Source organism: Pseudomonas sp. NPDC087639, from assembly GCF_044743385.1.
GTDB lineage: Bacteria > Pseudomonadota > Gammaproteobacteria > Pseudomonadales > Pseudomonadaceae > Aquipseudomonas.
In genome coordinates, this window is the sequence record NZ_JBIUWI010000092.1 from 9,985 (window position 1) to 13,852 (window position 3,868).

Genomic DNA, 3,868 nt, shown 5'->3' on the forward strand with positions numbered 1-3,868 from the left:
TCGGGGTGGCCTTGGCCGGAACGTTATCGGCGACTGCTTCTGCCATGACTCAATCTCGTCCTTATACCGGCATCTGCATGATGTCTTGATAAGCCTGAACCAGTTTGTTGCGCACCTGGGTCAGAGCCTGAAACGACACGCTGGCTTTCTGTGAGGAAATCATCACGTCCGTCAGATCGACGCCGCTCTTGCCCACTTCGAATGCATTGGCCAATTGAGCCGACGCCTGCTGGGTATCGCTGACTTTATTGATCGCCTGACCGAGCATGTCGGAAAAGCTGCTGCCCGCCAGTTCAGGGACAGCGGCAGTCGATTTCGGCGCAGACATGGCATCCATTTGCATGGCCTTCATGTCCATCATCAACCGATTGAATTCAATACCTTGGCTCATGGTCTACTCTCTTGGGCGGCCCGCAATTTTTTGACACTCACTCGGCGGGTACACAGGTATTAGCAACAAGGGTGCCAGCTCATGGGCAGCCTTTTCAGAAAAGCGTTTTCAAGCATTGCGCCGGCAATCAGGTGGCGAACAAATAGCCTTCGACGTCCATGCCCGCATCGCGCATTTGCGCCAGTTTGTAACGCAGGGTGCGCGGGCTGATTCCGAGTTTTTCAGCCGCTTCCTTGCGTCGGCCACGCTCGCTGCGCAGGGTGTCGATGATCATCTGAAACTCCCGGCGGCGCAGGTCGTCGCCCAATGCGCCCGCCGAATCAGCGTCGATTTCGACCTCACGATTCACCGCAGGCGTCGGCGACTTGACTGGTAATGCAGCGAACGTCACGTAGCCCGCCAGACAGAAATCCTGCGGCTGGATCAAGCCGCCCTGCTGCAAAATCAGCGCACGCTGAATCGCGTTATCCAGTTCACGCACATTGCCCGGCCATGGATAACCGATCAGGCACGCCTGCGCCTCAGGCGAGAGTTTCGCCGCGGCATGCTTCATTTTATTGACGTGTTTGGCCAGCAACCGCTCAGCCAGCGGCAAGATATCGGCAGTACGCTCGCGAAGTGGACGCCACGCCAGCGGGAAAACTGACAGACGGTAGAAAAGATCTTCACGGAAGCGACCCGCTGCCACTTCGCCGGCGAGATCGCGGTTGGTGGTCGCGACCACACGGATATCCAGGGTGATCGGCTTGCGCGCGCCGACCCGCTCGACTTCGCGCTCCTGCAGCACACGCAGCAGTTTGGCTTGCAGACCAAGGGGCATTTCAGAAATTTCGTCGAGCAGGATGGTGCCGCCGTCGGCCTGTTCGAACTTGCCGGCCTGCGCCGCGATGGCGCCAGTGAACGAGCCCTTTTCGTGGCCGAACAGCGTCGCCTCGAGCATGTTGTCAGGGATCGCGGCACAGTTGATCGCGATAAACGGCTGACTGGCACGATGGGATTGCTGGTGGATGTAGCGCGCCAGCACTTCTTTGCCGGTACCGGACTCGCCCGAGATCAGCACGGTGGAATCACTGCGTGCGACCCGCGCCGCCAGCTCAAGCAATTGAGCACTGGCCGGCTCGACCGCAATCGGGCCTTCGGCGTCACTGGCACCAAGACTGCCGAGAGCATGTCGAGACACCAGATCGAGCAGCGCCTTGGGTTCGAACGGTTTGACCAGATAGTCCGCGGCTCCCTGGCGCATCGCATCGACGGCTCGCTCGACGGCGCCATGCGCAGTCATCAGCAACACTGGCAACTGCGGCTGCCGGGCACGCAGCAGCGCAAGCAATTGATGCCCATCCATGCCAGGCATGTTGACGTCGCTGACCACCAGACTGAACGCTTCGCGCGCCACCGCCGTCAACGCCTCTTCAGCGCTGCCGACCGCGTGATAATCGTGGCCCGCCAACAGCAGCGTATCGGCCAGCGCTTCGCGCAACGAACGGTCATCCTCGACCAGCAAAACCTTGATGCCCATGTCTTTCACTCTGCTCCCTGTGCAGCGGAAAACAGCGGCAGGATCACCTGCGCGCACGTACCGCGCCCGACTCGCGAACGCAGCTGCAATTCTCCCTGATGCGCACGGGCGACAGCCTTGACCACGGTCAGGCCCAGGCCCGTGCCAGTGACTTTAGTGGTGAAAAATGGCTCGCCGAGTCGCGCCAGCACCGCCGGCTCAATCCCGCTACCGGTATCGCTGACACACAGCCGCAGGGTGTTGTCGCGGGTGTAGCAATGCACTTTCAAGCGCACATCGCCGGCGCTGGCCTGAATGGCGTTTTCGATCAGGTTCAAAAGAGCGCCGACCAGCGTGTCACGATTGCACAGCAACTCGCCGACATGGCTGTCGCACTGCCAGCGGATGGGCAAATCCTGCACATGGGTCAATGCGGCCGCTTGCAGCGACTGCATCAAGGCGTTAGGCGTGAGGCGGTCGGTCAGTGGCAATTCACCGCGGGCAAAAACCAGCATGTCGCGCACCTGATGCTCCAACTCATGCAGGCGTTCCTTGAGGCGGCCAGCGAACCGCTGCTGAGTGGCGACGGGCAGCTCCTGCTCAGTCAAATGGCTGGCGTAGAGCAACGCGGCGGATAACGGGGTGCGGATCTGATGAGCCAGCGAGGCGACCATCCGCCCCAACGAAGACAAGCGTTCGTGGCGCGCCAGTTGATCCTGTAGATGACGGGTTTCGGTCAGGTCGTTGAGCAGCACCAATTGCCCCGGCTCGGCATCCAGCGAGCGGGTGGCAATCGACAGACGCCGACCGTTCTTCAGAGAGATTTCGTGACCGTCGTCTTCACGCGGGGCGAAGCAGCGCGCGATGACATGGCGCCACAGCTCGCCCTCCAGTGGCAAACCGAGCAATTCGATGGCCGCCGGGTTGGCTTCGACCACAATGCCGTGACCATCGATCACGATGACGCCACCGGGCAACAGATCAAGGAGGTTTTGCAGACGGTTGGCCAGACGCTCTTTTTCCGCCAGTTCCTGCATGCGCTGAGCACTGACCACCGCCAGCTCACCCTTGAGCTCAGTCACCCGCGCTTCAAGCATGCTATAGGAGTCAGTCAACTGACTGGACATCTGGCTGAACAGCGCGAATGCCTGCTCAAGACCCTGTCGGCTGACCTGCTCTACGGAGGACGGCTGCCCCTCGGGACTGGAGGCAGAAGACATCTGGGCGACTTGGGGCATTGTGCTCTCTCGCTGGCTGACCGTCAGTTAAACGGAACGTTGCGAGGGATGTAGCAATACCCGTGCCTAAAAAAAACTGCTTATAAATGAAGAGGTTGAAAAACAGGCGTCAATCATCCGCCTGTTCATCACCATCACGCCGGCTCATGCCGTACTTGCGCATCTTCTCCACCAGCGTGGTACGACGAATGCGCAAGCGCTCGGCCGCACGCGCCACGATGCCATTGGCATCGTCCAGCGCCTGCTGAATCAGGCCCTGTTCCAGACCACCGAGGTAGTCCTTCAGATCCAGGCCTTCAGGCGGAAGCATGGCGTTGGCGGTGAAGTCCGGCGTATGGCCGTTGATTGCCACGCGCTCTTCCAGATCACTGCGCAGGCTGTCGACCAACTGCTCGTCTTCATCGTCGACGTAGCGGAATTTCTTCGGTAGCTCGACCACGCCGATCACCCCGTACGGATGCATGATCGCCATGCGCTCCACCAGGTTGGCCAGCTCGCGGACGTTGCCCGGCCAGCCGTGACGGCACAGCGACATGATTGCCGCCGAGTTGAAACGGATCGAACCGCGCTTTTCGTGCTCCATGCGCGAGATCAGTTCGTTCATCAGCAGCGGGATGTCTTCGACGCGCTCACGCAGCGGCGCCATCTCGATCGGGAACACGTTCAGGCGATAGTAGAGGTCTTCGCGGAAGGTGCCGATCTCGATCATGCTTTCGAGGTTCTTGTGGGGAGCGGCGATGA

General features: G+C 60.4%; 4 protein-coding genes. All 4 read right to left on the bottom strand.

From position 1 onward, the window contains the following. Window positions 1-61: 61 nt before the first annotated feature. Complete coding sequence (gene fliE, locus ACIOVB_RS25195) at window positions 62-391, bottom strand: flagellar hook-basal body complex protein FliE (protein ID WP_401272007.1); 330 nt, start codon at window positions 389-391, stop codon at window positions 62-64. A gap of 127 nt (window positions 392-518) precedes the next feature. After that, entirely contained in the window at window positions 519-1,910 is a 1,392-nt protein-coding gene (locus ACIOVB_RS25200; RefSeq protein WP_401272008.1) for a sigma-54-dependent transcriptional regulator, read from the bottom strand. A gap of 5 nt (window positions 1,911-1,915) precedes the next feature. After that, window positions 1,916-3,127, bottom strand: coding sequence for a sensor histidine kinase (locus tag ACIOVB_RS25205; RefSeq protein ID WP_401272009.1), 1,212 nt, complete (start codon window positions 3,125-3,127; stop codon window positions 1,916-1,918). Window positions 3,128-3,236: 109 nt separating this feature from the next. Continuing rightward, on the bottom strand, window positions 3,237-3,868 hold a 632-nt coding region (locus ACIOVB_RS25210; protein WP_401272010.1), incomplete at its 5' end, for a helix-turn-helix domain-containing protein.